Below are 19332 nucleotides of genomic sequence, written 5' to 3'. Positions count from 1 at the left end.
CCAAGTCATTGATTAATCTGGATTCATCAGCGACTGCTGGCGGAGCCATCCGGCGGCCAGGGAGAGCCAGGCCAGGATCGCCAGCACCACCAGCTTCTGGCTCAGTCCCCGCGGCAGCTCACGCCACAGCGCGAGCACCCATAGCGCCGCAAAGCAGAACAGGGCGAGGCAGAAAGCGACGGCGAAGCAGCTGCGCCAGTGCGGGTCGGTGCGGAAGCGCCACGACTGCCAGAGCATGCCCAGGGCCGTGAACAGGAACGCCAGCGGCGCGGAGATGGCGTGGACGACCGCACCGGTGGTCAACGCGCGGCCGCCGCCGAGGTCGGTCTCGGCCTGGGCAGTGATCGCCAGCGCCATCGAGCCGAGCATGAACAGCACCAGCACCGCCTGCCTTCCCGGCCCTGCGACCGTGACGCGGTAGTAGCCGATCGCCATCACCGCGATGGCAGTGGCCAGGGACACGTAGGCGAACTGCAGCCACGGCCCGTAGGGGCCGATCAGGTAGAAGCTGAGCGGCACCCGGATCCAGTCGAGGTCTTCGCGCAACACCTGCACGGCGACCGCGGTAGCGAGGAACCAGGCGATGGCCACCAGCGCGACGGTGCCCAGGGTGCGGGCCAGCGCCCGCTCCCTGTGGTTGATGCCAACGGAGACATCGACTCCCGACATCGCCTCGACCTCGATGGATTCGCTTTAGTTGGTGATCAGCGCACGCCCATGAAATCCAGCTTGCCGACCGCGACGCCGTTGTGGCGCAGCAGCGCATATGCGGTTGTAACGTGGAAGTAGAACTGCGGCAGGCCATAGTGCAGCAGGTAGGCCGTACCGGTGAAGCGGCGCTCCTTCGGCGTCCCCGGGCGCAGCACGATCTCGCGCTCGTGGCTGCCTTCGAACAGCAGCGGGTCGAGGCCGTCGATGAAGGCCAGCGTGCGCGAAATGCGCGCATGCAGCTCGGCGAAATCCTGCTCGGTGTCGTCGTAGGCCGGGACCTCGACATCGGCCAGGCGCGCCGGGACGCTCTTGGCGAAATCGCAGGCGATCTGCACCTGGCGCACCAGCGGGAACATGTCCGGGAACAGGCGCGACTGCAGCAGCACGCTGCCATCGATCTTCTTCTCGACGGCGTAGGCCTCGGCCTTCTCCAGCAGGCCGGCCATGGCGCCGAGCATCTGCCTGAACACCGGAACGGATGCGTCGTACATCGAAATGGTCATGCCTTGCCTCGCGTGGGTTGACGTAGCCGGGCATGGTACATGGCGCCGGCGTCCGCCTTGTCGCTGCATTGCGCAACATAGCGTCCCGATCACCAGCCGATGCCGATACCGACGCCTGCCGACTGCTCGCTGCCACTGAACGCCGCACCCACCGACAGCGAGACATTGCGCTTGACCAGCCGCTGGTAGCCGACTGCCAGTGCTTCCTCACCTTCCGCGTAGCCGGCGCCGACCGAGACGCGGTTGAGGGTCTGGATGTTGGCCGCGCTGCTGGCCATGTGCACCATCGCCGCGGTCATCGCGCCCTGGCGGTTGATGCGCTGGTCGGTGGCGCGGAACTCGTCGTTGACCTCGCCGCGCAGGTCCTCGATCGCCTGCATCGGCAGGGCCACGATCTGGCTGACCTGCTGGTCGGTGTAGGCGTTGGCCTGGTTCAGGGTCGCCACCGACTGGTTCGACAGCTGCTGCACGTTGACCGCATCGGTCGCCGCGGTTCCCTCGGCGACATTGACCACCTGGCGCGCATTGCCGGCGGAGCCGACCGAAACGGTGTTGTCGCGGTCGGCCACCGAGTTCGCGCCGACGGCGACGCTGTTGGCTGCAGTCGCGCTGGCACCGCCACCGGCGGCCACGCTGTTGCTGCCGATGGCGGACGCAGTGGCCGCGCCGCCGTTGGCGGTGAAGCGCAGGTCGCGACCGGCGCCCACTCCGCCACCGCCGCCATTGGCCTCGATGCTGGTGACCCGACCGTCGAGGTTGGCCAGCGCATTACCGACATCGTTGAACACGTTGCCACCGATCGTGTAGCTGGGCGGGGTGATCACGCCACCCGGGCCGACCGCCGCACCGCCACCGAACATGGCAACCACTTGCTGGCTCATCGTCGCCAGCTGACCGACATTGACCGCATCGGTGACGGCACTGCCGGCGGCGACGTGGGTCACCTGGCGCTCCGCCCCGGCACTGCCCACCGAGACCTCGCCGAACGAGTTCTGCGGGGCAGTCAGCGCAAACGCGGTGTAACCGGTCTGCGCGCCGACCGCCGTCTGCGATGCCGAACCCAGCGCCACGCTCAGGGCGTGGTTCGCGGTCGCGCCCGCACCCAGCGCCACGCCCTGCCCGGCGTTGACCTGGGCCTGGCTGCCCATCGCGATGCCGGAAGCGAGCAGCACCTGCGCGTCGCGACCAATCGCAATCGCCCCGGGAGCGGTTGAGCCCACCACGGCACCATTGCCAATGCCAATGCCGTTGTCGCCGTTGACCACGGTGGTTGGACCGACCGCGATCGAGTCAGTCCCGACCGCGAGCGAATCGGCGAGCACGGAGTTGGCGTGGAAGTAGGCCGTGCTGGTCGTCGTGACGGCGTTCAACGCACCCTGCAACTGCCGCAGCGTCACCGCGTCCTGTGCTTCAGTACCGTCGGCGACATGGATGATCTGGCGATAGGACGTGCCCGAGCCGACCGAGACCGCGCCCAGCAGCACGGCATCGGTGGTGTCGATGGGAATCGCGGTCGAACCGGCGGGGATCGAACCCGTTGTCGGTGCGAGCGCGCGGTCGGAGACCGACGCGGACCCCAGCGCGACCGCGCCACTGACGGACGCCACAGTTCCGAAGCCCAGTGCCGTGCCCTGCGCTGCCGTCACGCTGCTGGTTGCGCCCAGTGCGGAGGCCTGCGTCGCGCCGGTGGCGATGATTGCCCCAGCGCCAACCGCCGTGCCCTGGTCGGCCTCGACCCGGGCGTTGTTGCCGAGCGTTGTGTCTTCGGGTCCGGCCGCGAAACTGGTGCGGCCAATGGCGATGCTGCCCACGCCACCGGCGATGCTCGCCTGTCCGACCGCGATCGCGCTGTCGGCCTGCGCCCACGCGTCCGCGCCGACCGCCACCGAGTTGATGCCGTCAGCTTCGCTGAACTGCCCCAGCGCCGACGACGCCGTGCCGACGGCGCGGGCCGAGCGTCCCAGTGCCGTGGCGAACGCGGCAGTCGCCTGTGCTCCGCTGCCGACCGCGGTGGTGTTCTGCTGATTGGCGACGGCGCCAGCGCCAGCCGCAACCGATGCCGCGCCGGTCGCCTGCGCATCATCGCTGCCGTCGTTGAGTCCATCGGCCTTGAAGTAGCGCAGGCCGCCAATGGCCGTGCTGAGCTGGCTGACATTGACCGCATCCGTCGGCGCCATGCCGGCGGCGACGTTGACGATCTTGCGTTCGCCACCGACGGTGCCGACGGACACCGTGTTGGCCTGGTCGGCGACCGAGGCGTTGCCGATCGCGACCGCATTCACTGCGGTCACGCGGCTGCCGAATCCGAGCGCGGTACCCTGGGAAACGGTGACATTGCTGGTGGCACCAAAGGCCGACGACTGCAGCGCGCCGACGGCGATGACGCTGTCGGCGCCCACCGCCGTGCTCTGGTCAGCCAGTACCTGCGCGCCGCTGCCGATGGCGGTGTCGTCAGGTCCGGCGGCCCGGCTGGCCGAACCGAGCGCGGTACTGCCAGCACCCACTGCGGCACTGCCACGACCGCCGGAGAAGGCATCGACCGCCGAAGCGATCGAGTCCGCACCCAGTGCCAGTGCACCGGTCTGCGAGGCATTGGCAGAACGCCCCAGCGACGTCGCGTTGGACGCAGTCGCCTGCGCGTTGTTGCCGACCGCCAGCGCTTCGCTTGCCGTGGCATCAGCGGACTGCCCGAGCGAAACGCTGAGCGAACCAGTCGCGGTGGCGTTCTGGCCCAGCGCGGTGCTGACGTTGCCCTGCGCCAGCGCCGAGGTACCCAGTGCCACGGAATTGCTGCCGATCGCACGCGCCCCTTGGCCGATGGCGCTGGCCTGCGGCCCCTGCGCATTCGACGCCGTGCCGAAGGCGACGCTGTTCTGGCCATTGGCAATCGCATTGGCGCCCACCGCGGTGGCGTCGGAGTTGTTGGCGCGGCTGTTGTTGCCGATCGCGATGCCGCGGCTGACCGGCGTCCCGCTCGGGTCGTTCGCTGCCACTATCGCGTTGGTGCCCAGCGCGAGGCCATCGACCGAATTGACCTGGCTGGTGTTGCCGATCGCGATGCCGTTGGCGCCGATCGCGCTGGACTGGAAGCCGATGCCGATGGTGTTGCCGCCGCTGGCCACCGCCAGCGTACCGATGGCCGCGCTCTGGATGCCCGTCGCCGCGGCGCCGGCGCCCAACGCCAGGCTCGCGGTCGTGGTCGCACGTGACTGGTAGCCCAGCGCGGCACTGCCCAGGCCCGAAGCCTCCGCATCGGTGCCGATCGCGGTACTGGCGTCGATCAATGCACGACTGCTGGAACCGACGGCGATCGAACCAAACCCGTTCGATTGCGCCGCACTGCCCACGGCAACGCTGCCTGCACCTGTCGCTTGAGTGACCTCTCCGGCCTCCACCAATCCGTTGCCGTTGACGTCGTTCCAGCTGCCGATGGCGATGCCGAGCGTGCTGGTGGCCACGCTCCGGTAACCGATCGCCATCGAGCTGAGGCCACTGGCCAGCGAATTGGCACCGCTGGCGATCGAACGCGATCCCGTCGCCTGCGCATCGTCGCTGCCATCGCCCAGGCCCTCGGCCTGGAAGTAGCGGATGCCCTCGGTGGCCTGGACCACGGCGTCGAGCTGGCTCATGTTGACGCCATCGGTCGGCGCGGTGCCGGCAGCGAGATTGACGATCCTGCGCTGCGCCGCGGCCGTGCCGACGGACACGGTATCGGCCTGGTCGGCGACGGAACCCGTACCCAGCGCGACGGAGTTGGTGGCGGACGCTGTCGAGGAGAACCCCACCGCGGTCGCATCCGCCGCGCTGGCGATGGCCTCGGTTCCCAGTGCGGTCGCATTGCCGCCGGTAGCGCTGGCGTTGCTGCCGCATGCGAAAGAACCTGCGCCGGTCACCGTCTGGGCGAACGCGCCGGTGCACGATGCCTGCGCCAACGCCAGCGGCGATGCACCGGCAAGCACCAGCGCCACTGCAATGCGCAGCACCTGTGACGGGCGACGACGGTTGTTCCCAGACACGCCATGGATGGTGTTCACGATGACTCCTCATGCGAGCAGCGAGTGTGTGTAGCAATCACATGCTTGCCGGAGGCTCACGCCTTGGACGTGGAGTTGCCGTGAAAGAATTCACACATGCCGGGCGAGGTGCGCGGCATGGTTCTTGCTCGCGATCGGGTCGCAATGGCGATGCATTGCATGTTGCGAGGCCGCACAACGCGTGCCTTGCAGCGGTCAGGTCGCCGGTACCAGCGCGTGACCCTCCGCCAGGCGCGCATACAACGCCTCGAGCCTGCGACCCATGCCTTCCGAGCCCCAGGCACGGGCATCGTCGGGACCGGCGGCCGCCAGTTGCGCGCGCAATTCAGGCGAACGCAGCAAGCGCGCGACATGGCGTGCGAAATCCTCGACATCCGGCTCAGCCACCAGCGCGCTGCGCGCATCACGCAATACGGTCGCCGTGCCCATGACCGCGGTGGACACGATCGGCACGCCCAGCGCCATCGCTTCTATCAGCACCAGGCCCTGTGTTTCGGTGGGCGAAGCGAACACGAACGCATCGCCCGCGCGGTAGGCATCGAGCAGCGTGGTGCGACGGTCGAGGTTGCCGAAGAAGCGCACGTGACCCTGCAGGCCCAGCTCCTGCACCAGTCGGCGCAGGCGTGGTTCGTCGGGGCCTTCGCCGGCGATCAGGAACAGCAGGTCCGGGAACGCCGCGACCAGCTTGCGCACGACCTGCAACAGGAAGCCGATGTTCTTTTCCAGCGAGAGGCGACTGACCGTCACCAGCGTCGGCCGCTCCGGCGAGATGCCATGCGCGGCGCGGAAGCGGGCGCCATCGCCGTTGCGGAACTGATCGAGGTCGATGCCGGTGGGGATCACCGTCGACGGCGTGGTCACGCCGTAGCGGTCCAGTACGTCCACCATCTGCTGGCTCGGCACGATCAGTTCGTCCACGCCGTGGCACAGGTGGCGCGAAGCGCGCCGTGCCAGCAGGCGGGTCAACGCACTCGGCAGCCATGGCAGGTAATGGCCGACGTACTCCTCGAAATAGGTGTGGTAGGTCTCCACCGTCGGCCAGGCGCCATGGCGCGCCAGCCGCACGCCGAGCGAATGCGCGCGGAACGGGGTGTGGATGTGGATCACGTCCCACTCGCGCTCGCGAAGTGCCGCCTCGGCACGGGCAAGGTCGCGGGCCTTGATCAGGCGGTCTTCGGGATCGAAGAAGATCTCGCGCGACGGCAGCCGCTGGATCTCGAATCCTTCGTTGCCGTCATCCACGGCCTGCTGGTCGGTGCCGTAGTCGGGGGCGACCAGGGTGACCGCGTGCCCCATCCGGGTCAGTCCCTGGGCGAAGGTGCGGATCGAGGTGGAGACGCCATTGATGCGCGGGAAGTACACGTCGGACAACATCAGGATGTTCATGCCGGTCTCGCCTGGGCCCGTGCCCGCGCAACGACGATTCCACAGGCTGAACGTTACCGTTTTGTCACAAAGACGCGGTTCGATGCCGTTCCGGCCGATCAGGGCTCCTGGACGTCCGTCCAGCGCTGCGGTCCGGCCCCGTGTTCGCCCAGCACGTCGCCCGGATTGGCCAGGCGGCAGCGCTCCAGTGACAGGCAACCGCAGCCAATGCAGTCGTCCAGCGTGTCGCGCATCTGGATCAGCTGCTGGATGCGGGCATCGAGTTCCTCGCGCCACATCGCCGACAACCGGGACCAGTCGCGACGCGTCGGCGTTCGCGCCTCCGGCAGGCTGGCCAGTGCGTCGCGGATGCTGGCCAGCGGCATGCCCACGCGCTGGGCGGCGCGGATGATGGCGATCCGACGCAGCATGTCCCGCGAATAGCGGCGCTGGTTACCTGCCGTGCGCTGGCTGTGGATCAGGCCCTTGGCTTCGTAGAAGTGGAGTGCGGACACCGTCGTCCCGCTGCGTTGCGCCACTTCGCCGACGGTGAGCTCGTCGTGGGATGCCATTGCCCTTGACCTCAACTTAACTTGATGTTCTATCCTGCTCGCCGTGTTCAATTCCGGTCAAGTCCTGCTCACTTCATGGATACCCGCAACGCGCGCGACGGTTACGACACCCGATCCGTTCCGGCCGCAGCCACCATGCAGGCCGTCGTCTTCGACCGCTACGGGCCTGCCGACGTGCTGCGCCTGGCGCAGCTGCCCCTGCCGCACCCTGCCCGCGGCGAGGTCCGCGTGCGCGTGCGCGCCGCCGGCGTGCAGCCTGCCGACTGCTCGACGCGCAGCGGCTGGTTCGCGCAACGCGGCATCGGCCAGGCGCCGTTCCCGCGCCAGCTCGGCAATGAGTTCGCCGGAGTGGTCGAGCAGGTGGGCGCCGACGTCGACGGCCTTGTTGCCGGCGACGAAGTGCTGGGCTGGACGACGGCCAATGCTTACGCCGAGGCGGTCGTGGTGCCCGCGGACCAGCTCGTCGCCAAGCCGGCGATGATGACCTGGGCCGTGGCGGGATCGCTGTCCGCCTCCGGGCAAACCGCGCACACGGCCGTGCAGGCGCTGGCCATCGCTACAGGCGACACCGTGCTGGTGCACGGCGCGGCCGGCGGCGTCGGCACCATTGCCGTGCAACTGGCACGGCTGCGCGGTGCGCGCGTCATAGGCACTGCCAGCCGCGAGAACCACGACTACCTGCGCCACCTCGGCGCAGAGCCGGTGCTGTACGGACCGGGCCTGGCCGCGCGCGTGCGCGAACTTGCGCCGGAGGGCGTGCAGGCCGCGCTCGACGGCGCCGGGCGCGGGGCGCTGGACGCGTCGATCGCGCTCGGCATCGAACCTTCGCGCATCGCCACGCTGGTTGCCTTCGAAGACGTGCAACGCCTGGGCGTGCGCGGTGTGCGCAGCGACCGCAACCGGGCGCGCCTGCAGGAGCTGGTCGACCTGCATGACGGCGGACGGCTGCGCGTGCACGTGCGCGACATCCATCCGTTGTCGCATGCCGCGGTGGCCCATCGCGATGTCGAGAACGGGCACGGGCGCGGCAAGGTCGTGCTGATGGTCTACAGCACCTTCGGGCATGCGCTGTGAATGGTGATACCGCGGCACCGGCTTCGTACGACAACGAGGACGGCGGCCTGCTCGACCGCCGCTATCGCGGTGTCACGCTCGGCGCGGTGGCGCTGGTCGCGTTGTACGCCTTCGAGGCGCTCGCCGTCGCCACCGCGATGCCGACGGTGGCCCAGGCGCTCGACGGCCTGCCGCTGTACGCCCTCGCCTTCGGCGGCACCCTCGCCGCCTCGGTCGTCGGCATGGTCGTGGCCGGGCGCTGGGGCGACCGGCGCGGGCCGGCACCGCCGCTGCGACAGGGCATCGCATGGTTCAGCGTCGGCCTGCTGATCGCCGGCCTGGCGCCGTCGATGTGGGTGCTGATCCTCGGACGCATCGTCCAAGGCTACGGCGGTGGCTTGATGTCGGTGGCGTTGTACATCGCGGTCGGGCGCGTGTATCCGCCCCAGTTGCATCCGCGCATCTTCGCTTCGTTTGCTGCGGCCTGGGTGTTGCCGGCGGTGATCGGCCCGGCGATCAGCGGCCTGCTGGTCGAGCACCTGGGTTGGCGCTGGGTCTTCCTGTCGGTGCCGCTGATCGCGCTGGTCGCGGCATGGTTCGTGCTGCCGGCGCTGCGCGGGCTTGGCGCGCCGGAAGGCGGTGGTCATGACGCGGCCGCCGAACAGCCGCATCGCATTGCCTGGGCGGTCGGCGCCGCCGCCAGCGCGCTGGTGTTGCACTACGCCGGCCAGCAGCACCATGCCGGCGCCTTGCCGCTGCTCGCGGTGGCGGTGGCAGGCGTGGTCATCTGCGCCTGGCAGTTGCTGCCGCGCGGCACGCTGCGCATGGCGCGTGGCCTGCCGACGGTGATCGCGATGCGCGGCATCGCCTCGTCCGCGTTCTTCGGCACCGAGGTCTTCGTGCCCTTGCTGTTGTCGCGCGAACGCGGACTGTCGCCGACCGCGGCCGGCGCCGTGCTCACCGCAGGGGCGATCGGCTGGTCGCTGGGCTCGTGGTGCCGCAGCCGCCCGTCGCAGCCGTTCACGCCACCGCAGCTGTTGCGCATCGGCATGGGCTTGATCCTGGTCGGCGTCAGCGGCGTGGCGATGTCGATCGCGCCGTCGGTGCCGGTTGCCGTCGGCGCAGTCGACTGGATTGCCGCCGGCTTCGGCATGGGCGCGCTGTTCCCCACCCTGTCGGTGCTGACGCTGCAACTGTCGCCGCCGACGCAGCAGGGATTGAATGCGTCGGCGCTGCAGCTGTGCGATTCGCTGTTCACCGCCACCGTGCTGGCGGTGGGTGGTTCGATCTTCGCCGCCCTGCTGGTGCGCGCGCCTTCCCTGGCCTATCTGTCCGGGTTCGCGTTGTCGGCGCTGCTGGCCCTGCTTGGCGCGGCGCTGGCGCCACGCATCAGCGCTTCTCGGTGACCGCGCGGCGCAGGTTGCGTCGCGCCTGCGTGTCGAAACGCTGGTGGAAGTAGTCGCTTAGATAGATACGCGGGCGTGCCAGCAGCGCCTTGAGGAAGCGTCGCCGGTTGAGCTTGAACAGCCACGCCGGCACATGGCCACGGTATTCAGCGGTGATGCCACGGTCGTAGGCATCGAACAGCGCCGGCTCCGCACCGAGGATGGCCATGTCGCAATCGAGGAACAGCGCAGCCTCGTCGTCGACGTCGGCCGGCTGCAGGCTGCCATGGCGCGCGGTCAGTTCGATCAGGTCCATCACGCGCCTGGCATCGATGCCGGCCGTCGGCCACCAGCGTGCGATGTGGGCCACCGCCATTTCGGCCGAGCGGGTTTCGTTGTCGCGTCGCCCGGCCTCATAGATCGCATCGTGGTACAGCACCGCCAGCCCGACCTCCGCCGGTTGCCGCCAGCCCGGGCCCGCTGCGACCTCGTGGTAGTGCCGCAACACTTCCTGCACGTGCTGGAAGTTGTGGTACGAGCGCGGTGGCGAGGCATAGGCTGCCTCGAGCGCGTCGAGCTGTTCGGGCGGCAGGTCCAGTGGAAGCGCGACGGTCATCGGCACGGGTCTTGGTTCGCTATGGCCCGGACATTGTGACCCAGACCGCTACGAGTGCGACTTCACCCATTCGACGTAACGGTCCATCCAGGCCTGCAGGAACTTGCGGCTGCCCTCGCCGATCTGGCCGTCGTCATCGAACAGCCCTTCCTTGGCGTGGATGAACACCTCCGGCTGGCCCATCGTCGGCATGTCGAGGTAGGCCAACGTGTTGCGCAGGTGCTGCTGCGCCATGGCGCTGCCGATCGAACCGATCGAGGCACCGATCACGCCGGCCGGCTTGCCGGCGAAGGCGCTTTGCCCATAGGGCCGCGAGGCATGGTCAATCGCGTTCTTCAGCACGCCCGGCACGGAGCGGTTGTACTCCGGGGTGACGAACATCACGCCCTTCGCGCCGGATATCTCCTGCTTGAGCCGCTTCACCGGCGCCGCCTGGTGGCTATCGTCGTCCTGGTTGTACAGCGGCAGGTCGTCGATGCGGCACTCATGGAACTCGAAGTCCGGCGGTCCCAGCTTGAACAGGCCGTGGGCAAGCTGGCGGTTGATCGACTCACGACGAAGGCTGCCGATCAACACGGCAATGCGGTAATGGCTCATCACGGGCTCCACGGTGCGTTGTCCGACCCGTACTTTTGGAGCGGCGACGTGACCAGCCCGTGACGGCGCCGTTTCGGCAGACCTTGCGATCAGGCCTTGCGCAGGAAGATGGTCTTCAGCACCAGCCCCTTGATCTTGTCCGAGTTGCCTTCGATGTGCTCGGCGTCGTCTTCGACCAGGCGGATGTTCTTGATCACCGTGCCCTGCTTGAGCGGGATCGAGGACCCTTTCACCTTCAGGTCCTTGATCACCACCACCGTGTCGCCATTGGCGAGGGCGTTGCCGTTGCTGTCGCGCACGACCGTGCCGGAGTCGGCACCGCTGTCGCCGGAAGCGGACCATTCGAAGCCGCAATCGGCACAGACGAAGTTGCCGCCGTCGACGTAGGTGTTCTCAAGCGTGCATTGCGGACAGGCGGGAGTGTTGGGCATCGGAGTGGGTTCTGGCAGGGGGCCGGCTATTTTACGCCAGCCCGCTCGCGGGCCTCCTGCTCGCGCTTGCGCATCTCCTCGACATCGCGCTCGAGGAAGTAGTTGAGGAAGGTGCGGATCACCGCCACTGCCGCCAATCGCCCGATCCCGTCCCAGTCGGGTGTGATCGATGACTCCAGGATGTCCGCCGCCAACTGGAAGGTCAGCCCGGCAACCAGCCAGCGCGAAAAGTCCATCCAGATCTGGCGACGCGCATGATTGTCATGGTCGTGGCGCCAGAGCATCCGGATCACGCCGACCAGAGCCTGCAGCGTGCCGACGAGCACCACCAGCAGCGCGATGATGTCGATCATCACCACCACCGGTTCGGTGATCGAAACCAGCCACTCCTTCATGGCGCCCTCCTGGTTACGGTGACCGGGTTACTCGCGCACGACGCAGCGGAAACCCAGATGGCAGGTCGAGGTGTCGATCGGCTGCGCCATCCGCGCCGCCGGACGATAGCGCCGGCAGTAGTTCGGCGCGCACAGGTGCGAGCCGCCCTTCATCACCCGGCGCGGGATCTTCACTTGTGGCTGGCGCGGATCGAAGCTGGCATCGCGCTCGCCCCCGCGCGGATTCTCCAGCGTGCAGCACGAATGCTGCTGGATGCGGTTGTGCTCCTGGTACCAGTCGGTGGTCCATTCCCAGACGTTGCCGGCCATGTCGTGCAGGCCGTAACCGTTGGCCGCGTACGAACCTACCGGCGCGGTCCACAGGTGACCGTCCTGCTGCAGGTTCTGCCAGGGGAACTCGCCTTGCCAGGTGTTGGCCATGTACTTGCCGTCGGGCGTGAACTCCTCGCCCCAGGTGAATTCTGCGGCCTCGAGACCGCCGCGTGCGGCGAACTCCCACTCCGCTTCGGTCGGCAGCGACTTGCCCGCCCAGTCGGCATAGGCCTGCGCGTCCTCGAAGGCGACGTGCACGACCGGATGGTCACCCAGCTCCGCGATCGAAGACTCCGGCCCGCGCGGGTGCCGCCAGTTCGCGCCGGCGATGTAGGCCCACCAGTTGTAGTGGTTGCGCAGGTCCACCGGCCCCTGCGCCGGAATGAACACCACCGACGAGGGCACCAGCAGCGCCGGGTCGGCCCCCGGGTAGTCGGCAGGATCGGCCGGTCGCTCGGCGAGCGTGACGTAGCCGGTCGCCTCGACGAAGCGCGCGAACTGAGTGTTGGTGACCGCCGTGCGATCGATCCGGAATGCCGGCACCGACACCTTGTGCGCCGGCGCTTCCTCGGGGTAGTGGTGATCTGACCCCATCAGGAAGGTTCCACCGGGGATGTGCACCATGTCGTCGAATGTGCTGCCGTCCGAACCCATCGATCCCTCGTCTGCCGCGAATGCTGGCCCCAGCTTAGCGTGAATGTTCATGTTGCAAAGACCTGGTTCCAGTCGTTCTTCATGCTGACCAGGCCGATGCCGTACTCCTCGGCGTGGTCGAGCCCGTCCTTGAGCGCACTGAGTTTGAAGTCGCGGTCGTAGGCGAATTCGCGCTCGGCGTCGTCGTGGTGCAGGTACCAGGCCATGCGCGGACCGTCGCCGGCCAGCGTGTAGCGGATCATCGCCAGGTCACCGTCGGAGTTGCCGAACGCGAACATCGGCCGCCGCCCGAGATGCAGGCCGATGTTCACCACCTTCTCCTCACGGTCGTCGAAGCTTCCCAGCTCCGGCAGCTTGCGCAGCACCGGTGCTCCTTCGACGGTTTCGACCTTCATCCGCATGCTCGAACCGATGATCTGCTCCGGCGGAATCCCGTACAACTTCTCGGCCACCACGCGCACGAACTCGATGCCGCCGCCGGTGACGATGTAGGTCTTGAAACCATTTGCCCGCAGGTAGTCCAGCAGTTCACGTTGCGGCACGTAGGCACCCTGGGTGAACAGCTGCATCAGCGTCGGGTGCTTTGCCTCGGCCAGCCATTCGGAGGCATTGGCGCGGAACTCGTCGACGGTCATGCCGGCGTGCGTGGCGAAGGCCGGTTCGAAGGCCTCCTTCTTCGGCAGTGCCGCCAACGCGTGCAGGTCGCAGTCCAGCATCGCCCTGAACGCGGGCTTCTCCAGCAGCTTCGGGTCCTGCCTTGCGAGCAGCTTCACCTGCGCCAGGGCGAAGAACACCTGCACCTGCAGGGGATACTCGCACCACAGCGTGCCGTCGTTGTCGAACACGGCGATGCGGTCGCTGACGGGAACGAAGTCAGGGCCACCTTGCGTGGTCACGCGCTCCACGAAGGACTTGATCGCGGCCTTGTTGGCGCCTTCGTTCCAGGAGGGCAATGGGTCGTTCATGGGATTCCTCAGCTCTGTGGCCCTCACCCCAACCCCTCTCCCGCTCGCGGGAGAGGGGCTCAGTACCTGTTGCGCGTCAGCTGGCGCCGGACGGAACTTCGGCCATCTTCGACAGGGCGTCATCGATGGTGAAGCTGCCCGGCTTCTGCGCCGGCGGGAAATCCTTGAACGTGGCGGCGAACTGCGCGGCCGCCGCCTGTGCCGCGTACAGGAAGTACATGTTGTTCAGACACCAGTCGTAGTAGGTATTCGACGTGACGTCTGCCCGTTCGTACGGATCCATTCGAAGGTTGAAGAGCTTGGGCAATCGCAGCTTGGTGAACGGCTCCGCCCATATCTGCAGCGTGCCCTTGCAGCGCTGCTCGATGAAAACGAGCTTCCAGTGGTCGTATCGCACCGCCAGCACGTCGCCGTCATCGCTGAAGTAGAAGAAGAACTTGCGGGGTCCTTCCTTGGCCTCGCCCTTCAGGTACGGCAGGAAGCTGTAGCCGTCGATGTGGTTCTTGAACTTCTTGCCGTTGACGGTCGTGCCCTTCTTCAGGCGATCGGCCGCACCGGTATCACCGGCCGCTTCCAGGAACGTCGGCAGCCAGTCGTGGTGCTGGACGATCTCATTGGAGACCGAACCGGCCTTGATGTGGCCCGGCCAGCGCACCAGCAGCGGCACGCGGAAGGCGCCTTCCCAGTTGGTGTTCTTCTCGCTGCGGAACGGCGTCATGCCTCCATCCGGCCACGTGTTCATGTGCGGACCGTTGTCGGACGAATACATCACGATCGTGTCGTCGGCGATGCCGAGTTCGTCGAGCAGGTCGAGCATCTGGCCGACGTTCCGGTCGTGGTCGATCATCGTGTCGTGGTATGGCGACTGCCAGCGGCCGGCCTGCCCCAGGCTTTCCTTCTTGGTATGCGTGAACAGGTGCATGTGGGTGGTGTTGAGCCACACGAAGAACGGCTTGTCGGCCTTGTGCTGGCGCTTGATGAAGTCGGTGGCGGCCTCGACGAACTCGTCGTCGCAGGTTTCCATGCGCTTCTTGGTGAGCGGGCCGGTGTCCTTGATCTTCTGCTTGCCGACCTTGCCCCAGCGCTCCTGCACCGTGGTGTCGTCCTTGTCGGTGGCCCAGCAATGCAGCACGCCGCGCGGTCCGAAGTGCTCGCGGAAGCGCGGGTCCTTCGGGTAGTTGGCCATCTCCGGCTCTTCCTCGGCATTGAGGTGGTAAAGGTTGCCGAAGAACTCGTCGAAACCATGCACCGTGGGCAGGAACTTGTTGAGGTCGCCCAGGTGGTTCTTGCCGAACTGGCCGGTGGCATAGCCGCGGTCCTTGAGCAGGTCGGCGGTGGTCACCGTCTCCGGCTGCAGCCCTTGCGGCGCAGCGGGAATGCCGACCTTGGACAGGCCGGTACGGTACACGCTCTGGCCGGTGATGAACGACGAGCGGCCTGCGGTGCAGGACTGCTCGCCATAGGAATCGGTGAAGAGCATGCCTTCGCTGGCGATGCGATCGATGTTCGGCGTCTGGTAGCCCATCAGGCCGCGCGTGTAGCAGCTCAGGTTGGCAATGCCGATGTCATCGCCCCAGATCACGAGGATGTTCGGCGGCTTCTTGCCGCTGGCCTTGGCCGTGGACGTCGCTGCCGGTTTTGCCGCAGCCTTGCTCGCGGCCTTCTTTGCTGTTGCCATTGCTACACCTCCAGTAACCCGTGGGGACATCGCGTCGCAGCAACACGCCACCTGCAGTCGACGTCAAGCTGGATTCTTGATCGCCGGGCGAGCCAGCTCAGCCCAGCAATGGAACGTTGAAGGCCATGCTGGCCGCCGCCAGCAGTCCGAGCAGCCACAGCAGGCCGGCGGTGATCAGGGTCAGCGACACCGGGTACTTGCTCTCGCCGTGGACCAGGCCCTGCTGGATCATGCGCACACGCTCGGCACGCAGTTCACGCATGTAGTTGATGTGGTAGACGATGCCGAGCGTCAGCATCACCATGCCCAGCACGACCAGGGCGATGCCGAAGTTGCGGGGCTCGCGCCCGCTGCCCTCGAGGATCTTCGACTCCTGCATCTTCTGGAACACCTGGAAGATGGTGAAGCCGAAGCTGATCAGTGACAGCGCCGTACGGATGATCGACATCAGCGTGCGGTCGGCACTCATCCGCGTGCGCTGGAAGGACATCCCGGTGCGGCGCGAGGACAGCTCGACGGATTTCTCGTCGGTCGTGTCGTACGGCGGCTTTGGCAGGTTGGCCGACAGCGGCAGTTCGGGGTTGCCTTCTTCGGGAAGGATGGGGGTCATGGTCAGAGGGCTCCGGCCTTGCGCTTCAACCACCAGTGCGCGATCCGGTCCGCCGGGCCGCGCATCAGGAAATAGGGAATGAAGCCGAGGATCAGCGCGACGTTCAGCGCCTCGAGCACGTGGAAGGTGCCGAACACCTTGTACTGGTAGATCGTGTCCATCACCAGGCCGAGGATCAGGATCCGCGCGGTCGCCCTGAAGCCCTCATGGAGCGACGCTTCGCGTCGCACCGGGTCATGCATGATGGTCCAGAAATACGGATGGCGACCGATCCTGGCGTCCTTGAATCCGTCGCGGAACGCCAGCAGCAGCGCCATGCCGGGCTGCAGGAACAACCGGAACGTCATCGGCCCCTGCGTGCGTCCGATCAGGTCGGTGTAGAAGCGCACCACGTCGTTCAAGAACCCGTCCATCCCGCTCCCTGTGTAGCAACAGAGGGCTGCTCGCGCTCGCTGCGCGCAACAGGCAAACCGGGACGCCGCCGAACCTCCGGCGCAACGTTGAATGGGGACGCGTCCACGGAAACAACGCGGTCGATGTTCGTGTCAGCGAAGTGAATGACCCGTGATGGCTGGCGGGCATTCGCGTGACTTGACGCGATCTGGCGCTTCGTCGCGGCAGTGCAGCAGGTCGATCTCGTACTGCTGGAATGCGCGTGCCCAGCGCGTCAGTCGCGTCTGGGCACGTGTTTGGTCAGACGATGCGGATCAGCGGCCGAGCTCGGTCAGCAGCGTGTGCCAATGATCGAGATCGCCGTCGAGCGCCGACACCGGCACGCGCTCGTTGAGGCCATGCGCGAAGTCATCGGTCGGCCGCATGTAGAGGCCCGACACGCCGTAGGACGGGATGCCCTCGGCGCGGAAGTGCAGGCTGTCGGTCGCACCCGGCGACATCTGCGGCACGATCTGCAGGCCCGGCTGGCGACGGTCGACCGCCTTGCGCACCGCTGCCATCACATCGTCGCGCAGCGGCGAGGCCGGGCTCTGCGTCGGCTCGCCGATGATCTCCACCTTCGCCGGATACTTGGCCGCCGGATCGATCACCACGTCCGCGATCTGCCGACGCACGTCCTCGACCGCGACGCCCGGGAAGATGCGGCAGTTGACCGTCGCCGTCGCCCGCTGCGGCAGCGCGTTCTCGGCATGTCCACCCGACAGCATCGTCGCCACGCAGGTGGTGCGGATCATGCCGACGTATTCGGGATCGGCCGCAATGACCTTGATCGCCTCGGCATCCTTCGGGTCCTCGGCAAAGCGCAGCATCGCCTGGCCAAGCGCACCGGACGCCTGCTTGCCGGTGGCGCGGAAGAACGCACGCGTCAGCTCATCGGACTGGGCCGGAAACTGGAACGCCGCCAGCTTGTCCAGCGCCTTGGCCAGGTCGTAGATGGCGTTCTCGGCGTGCGGACGGCTGCTGTGGCCACCGGGATTGGTCACCTCGATGGTGACCGTGCCGTAGGTCTTTTCAGCGGCCTGCAGGTTGTAGGCCACCGGCTTGTCGTTCGCCGACAGCGTGCCGCCGCCGGCGTCGCCGTTGAGCAGCAGCTCGGCATCCGGGAACTGCTTGCTCAGCGCGCGCGTGGTCACCATCGCGGTTTCCTCGTCGCCGGACAGCGCCAGGACGATGTCGCGCGACGGCTTGAAGCCTTCGGCCTTCAGCCGCAGCAGCGTGGCGACGATCACCGAGACATCGAACTTGTTGTCGAGCACGCCGCGGCCGTAGAAGTAGCCGCCTTCGGTCACCAGCTTGAACGGATCGCGGGTCCAGTCGGCCGGCTTGGCCTCCACCACGTCCATGTGCGCCGACAGCAGCATCGGCTTCTTGCCGCCGGTGCCGCGATAGCGCGCGACCAGCGCCGCGGTCTCGCCGTAGCTCTGCACCTGCACGTCGTCGGCAGCGAAGCCACCGGCCTTGAGCTGATCGGCAAGGTACTGCGCGTAGGCCGGCACCTGGCCCTGCCCCATCACCGTGCGGAAGCCGACACCCTTGCCGAGCAGTTCGACGGCCTTGTCGTGTGTCTTCGCATCGACTTTGGGCGTCGCCGCGTCGGCGGGCATGGCATGGCCGTAGAGGCCGGACAGCACGATCAGGGTAGCTGCAGCGCGAAGCTTCATCAGGCGGGTCCCGGCGGTAGGTTCGGCCGAGTGTAGTCGGGCCGCAGGCGCGCCAGCAAAGGCCGGGAGGCACGGTTCCGGCTATTTCTTCCGGCCAGGCTTGGCCAGCTTCTGCACCACGGCCGGTTTGAGCAGATCACGCAAAGTGTCCTTGCCCAGCCAGCGTTCGCTGGCCACCTCCGATGCCGCCAGACGCCTGGCCAGTGTGATTGCTTTCGCGTGCAGGCCGGCATTGCGCCGGCCGATCGAACGCAGCGCCCAGCTTGCGCCCTTGATCACGAAATTGCGGTCGTCGCTGGCTGCGCGTTCGATCAGGCCCAGGCCTTCCACGGCGTCCACATCGTCCAGCCTGCCGTGCAGGGCGAGGCTCGCCAGCAATGCGAATGCCGCGCGCCTGCCGAGTTCGTCGCGGCGGCCGGACCACTGCACGACCTTGCCCCAGGCATGCGGCGAGCGGTCGAACAGCACGAAGCAGACGGTGTCGACGATGGCCCAGTTGTCGAAGTCACGGCACCAGCGGTCCATCTGCGCCGCCGTCACTCGTGCCGGATCGTCGACATAGGCCGCCAGCGTGCGCGCCTCGTAGACGCCGGTGCCCCACAACGCCAGGGCCAGTTCGCGGTCGTGGCCAAGCGCCTTGGCCACGGCCTGGATGTCCTTCATCGCCACGCCGATGGCGTGGTCGGAAGGAATGGCGTAGCGGGCCATGCCCTCGAGCGTGGCTTTCGTCGCGCGCCGGCGCAGTTGCTGCATCGCCTCGTCCAGGCGCGACTCCAGCGTTGCGGGTGGCGCGGCCGCCGCCACTGTCGCCTTGCGCGGCCGCGTGCGTGCAGGTGTGTCTACCGTCTGTCGCATCGCCGTGCGCTCAGGCAGCCTTGAGCTGGTGCAACAGGATCGAGTTGCCTTCGCTGTCCAGGCACACGGCCATGCGACACACCGGGCTGTGGATCATGTCGCCGCGAAAGGTCACGCCGCGTCCCTTGAGGTCGGCGACCAGCTTGTCGAGGTCCTCGACTTCGAAGGCGATCGTGCCGCCGGCCGATTCGCTGGGCGCGTCGGCGATGAAATTGGTCAGGGCGAAGCAGCCACCGCCCGGCAGGTCGTACTCGACCCAGTACTTGTCACCCTGGTTGCCCACGGAGCCGGCCTTGAGACCGAGTGCGTTCTCGTAGAACTCCCGCGCACGCGCCACGTCGGCGACGGGATACATGGTGTAGGCGACCTTCTTGAGCATGACCGGCTCTCCCTGTCTGGGGGTGGGACTGCACACGAACGCCCGGTGATACGCCCCGCCCTGCCCCGAGTCAATGCCCTGAACCGGCATGAATCCGTGATGT

At 67.4% G+C, this 19332-nt stretch carries 19 protein-coding genes; 2 read left to right on the top strand and 17 right to left on the bottom strand.

What is annotated here, in order from left to right:
* Window positions 1–12: 12 nt before the first annotated feature.
* The 5 genes from ACFOPO_RS04280 to soxR form a co-directional block, all read right to left on the bottom strand.
* Window positions 13–669 carry a DUF998 domain-containing protein gene (locus tag ACFOPO_RS04280; RefSeq protein WP_386701178.1) on the bottom strand — a complete coding sequence of 219 codons (657 nt, stop codon included), beginning with the start codon at window positions 667–669 and terminating at the stop codon, window positions 13–15.
* Between the two features lie 35 nt (window positions 670–704).
* Window positions 705–1214 carry a DUF1993 family protein gene (locus tag ACFOPO_RS04275; RefSeq protein WP_386701176.1) on the bottom strand — a complete coding sequence of 170 codons (510 nt, stop codon included), beginning with the start codon at window positions 1212–1214 and terminating at the stop codon, window positions 705–707.
* Between the two features lie 89 nt (window positions 1215–1303).
* Complete coding sequence (locus ACFOPO_RS04270; protein ID WP_386701174.1) at window positions 1304–5248, bottom strand: YadA-like family protein; 3945 nt, start codon at window positions 5246–5248, stop codon at window positions 1304–1306.
* A gap of 195 nt (window positions 5249–5443) precedes the next feature.
* On the bottom strand, window positions 5444–6634 hold the full coding sequence (locus ACFOPO_RS04265; protein ID WP_386701172.1) for a glycosyltransferase: 1191 nt from the start codon (window positions 6632–6634) through the stop codon (window positions 5444–5446).
* A gap of 98 nt (window positions 6635–6732) precedes the next feature.
* Window positions 6733–7185 (bottom strand): redox-sensitive transcriptional activator SoxR, encoded by a 453-nt coding sequence (gene soxR, locus ACFOPO_RS04260; protein WP_386701170.1) that lies wholly within the window; start codon window positions 7183–7185, stop codon window positions 6733–6735.
* A gap of 75 nt (window positions 7186–7260) precedes the next feature.
* On the opposite strand from soxR, the gene ACFOPO_RS04255 reads away from it, so the two are divergent.
* Both ACFOPO_RS04255 and ACFOPO_RS04250 read left to right on the top strand, forming a co-directional pair.
* Window positions 7261–8259: an NADP-dependent oxidoreductase gene (locus ACFOPO_RS04255; RefSeq protein ID WP_386701167.1), complete on the top strand. Its 999-nt coding sequence runs from the start codon at window positions 7261–7263 to the stop codon at window positions 8257–8259.
* Window positions 8256–9644: an MFS transporter gene (locus ACFOPO_RS04250; RefSeq protein ID WP_386701165.1), complete on the top strand. Its 1389-nt coding sequence runs from the start codon at window positions 8256–8258 to the stop codon at window positions 9642–9644. The genes ACFOPO_RS04255 and ACFOPO_RS04250 overlap by 4 nt, the downstream gene beginning before the upstream one ends.
* Here ACFOPO_RS04250 and ACFOPO_RS04245 read toward each other — a convergent pair.
* The 12 genes from ACFOPO_RS04245 to ACFOPO_RS04190 form a co-directional block, all read right to left on the bottom strand.
* Complete coding sequence (locus tag ACFOPO_RS04245) at window positions 9628–10239, bottom strand: hypothetical protein (protein WP_386701163.1); 612 nt, start codon at window positions 10237–10239, stop codon at window positions 9628–9630. The genes ACFOPO_RS04250 and ACFOPO_RS04245 overlap by 17 nt on opposite strands.
* A gap of 48 nt (window positions 10240–10287) precedes the next feature.
* Window positions 10288–10836 carry an NADPH-dependent FMN reductase gene (locus ACFOPO_RS04240; RefSeq protein ID WP_386701161.1) on the bottom strand — a complete coding sequence of 183 codons (549 nt, stop codon included), beginning with the start codon at window positions 10834–10836 and terminating at the stop codon, window positions 10288–10290.
* A gap of 89 nt (window positions 10837–10925) precedes the next feature.
* Window positions 10926–11267, bottom strand: a complete 342-nt coding sequence (locus ACFOPO_RS04235) for a zinc ribbon domain-containing protein YjdM (RefSeq protein WP_386701159.1) — start codon at window positions 11265–11267, stop codon at window positions 10926–10928.
* 26 nt (window positions 11268–11293) lie between these two features.
* On the bottom strand, window positions 11294–11662 hold the full coding sequence (locus ACFOPO_RS04230) for a DUF1622 domain-containing protein (protein ID WP_386701156.1): 369 nt from the start codon (window positions 11660–11662) through the stop codon (window positions 11294–11296).
* A 27-nt stretch (window positions 11663–11689) separates the two neighbouring features.
* On the bottom strand, window positions 11690–12679 hold the full coding sequence (locus ACFOPO_RS04225; protein ID WP_386701154.1) for a formylglycine-generating enzyme family protein: 990 nt from the start codon (window positions 12677–12679) through the stop codon (window positions 11690–11692).
* The gene (locus ACFOPO_RS04220) at window positions 12676–13593 is read right to left on the bottom strand and encodes an HAD family hydrolase (RefSeq protein ID WP_386701152.1); all 918 of its coding nucleotides are present in this window, start codon (window positions 13591–13593) and stop codon (window positions 12676–12678) included. Before ACFOPO_RS04220 ends, ACFOPO_RS04225 begins: the two co-directional genes overlap by 4 nt.
* Window positions 13594–13669: 76 nt before the next feature.
* Window positions 13670–15271: an arylsulfatase gene (locus tag ACFOPO_RS04215; protein ID WP_386701150.1), complete on the bottom strand. Its 1602-nt coding sequence runs from the start codon at window positions 15269–15271 to the stop codon at window positions 13670–13672.
* A 97-nt stretch (window positions 15272–15368) separates the two neighbouring features.
* Complete coding sequence (locus tag ACFOPO_RS04210) at window positions 15369–15881, bottom strand: YidH family protein (RefSeq protein WP_386701148.1); 513 nt, start codon at window positions 15879–15881, stop codon at window positions 15369–15371.
* Between the two features lie 2 nt (window positions 15882–15883).
* The gene (locus ACFOPO_RS04205) at window positions 15884–16294 is read right to left on the bottom strand and encodes a hypothetical protein (RefSeq protein ID WP_386701146.1); all 411 of its coding nucleotides are present in this window, start codon (window positions 16292–16294) and stop codon (window positions 15884–15886) included.
* 294 nt (window positions 16295–16588) lie between these two features.
* Window positions 16589–17995 carry a M20/M25/M40 family metallo-hydrolase gene (locus ACFOPO_RS04200; RefSeq protein WP_386701144.1) on the bottom strand — a complete coding sequence of 469 codons (1407 nt, stop codon included), beginning with the start codon at window positions 17993–17995 and terminating at the stop codon, window positions 16589–16591.
* Window positions 17996–18076: 81 nt separating this feature from the next.
* Entirely contained in the window at window positions 18077–18850 is a 774-nt protein-coding gene (locus ACFOPO_RS04195; RefSeq protein WP_386701142.1) for a DNA alkylation repair protein, read from the bottom strand.
* A 10-nt stretch (window positions 18851–18860) separates the two neighbouring features.
* On the bottom strand, window positions 18861–19229 hold the full coding sequence (locus ACFOPO_RS04190) for a VOC family protein (RefSeq protein ID WP_386701140.1): 369 nt from the start codon (window positions 19227–19229) through the stop codon (window positions 18861–18863).
* Window positions 19230–19332: the final 103 nt, after the last annotated feature.

Source organism: Lysobacter sp. GCM10012299 (assembly GCF_042649405.1).
Taxonomy (GTDB): Bacteria; Pseudomonadota; Gammaproteobacteria; order Xanthomonadales; family Xanthomonadaceae; genus Lysobacter_J.
Note: the sequence above shows the minus strand (reverse complement) of the source record. Positions and strands in the feature narration are given on the sequence as shown.